This window comes from Hungatella sp. SL.1.14, from assembly GCF_024460495.1.
GTDB lineage: Bacteria > Bacillota > Clostridia > Lachnospirales > Lachnospiraceae > Hungatella > Hungatella hathewayi.
Genome location: NZ_JANFYJ010000475.1, coordinates 1 through 292, shown reverse-complemented (window position 1 = coordinate 292; position 292 = coordinate 1). Strand labels below are relative to the sequence as shown.

At 55.8% G+C, this 292-nt stretch carries 1 pseudogene; it reads left to right on the top strand.

Annotated elements, in window-relative coordinates:
* Positions 1 to 292: pseudogene (locus NE473_RS31900) on the top strand (ABC transporter ATP-binding protein); the annotation flags it as partial.

The window sequence follows — 292 nt, the reverse complement described above, 5'->3', positions numbered from 1 at the left end:
CGCGGTGCAATCACGCAGGGAGAGGTGGTGGCACTGGTGAATTACATGTCCCAGATCCTGGTGGAACTGGTGAAGCTGGCCAACTTAATCATCACCATCTCCAAAGCGCTTGCCTGTGCGAACCGGATCAGCGCCGTGTTCGAGCAGAAGCCGGGAATCACGGAGAAGAATCATACGTGTCTGGAGGCCGGAGAGGACGCTCCGGCAGTGGAGTTTCGGGATATGAGCTTTACCTATTACGGAGCGAGAGAACCGGCATTGAGCGGCATATCATTTACTGTGAAGCGGGGAC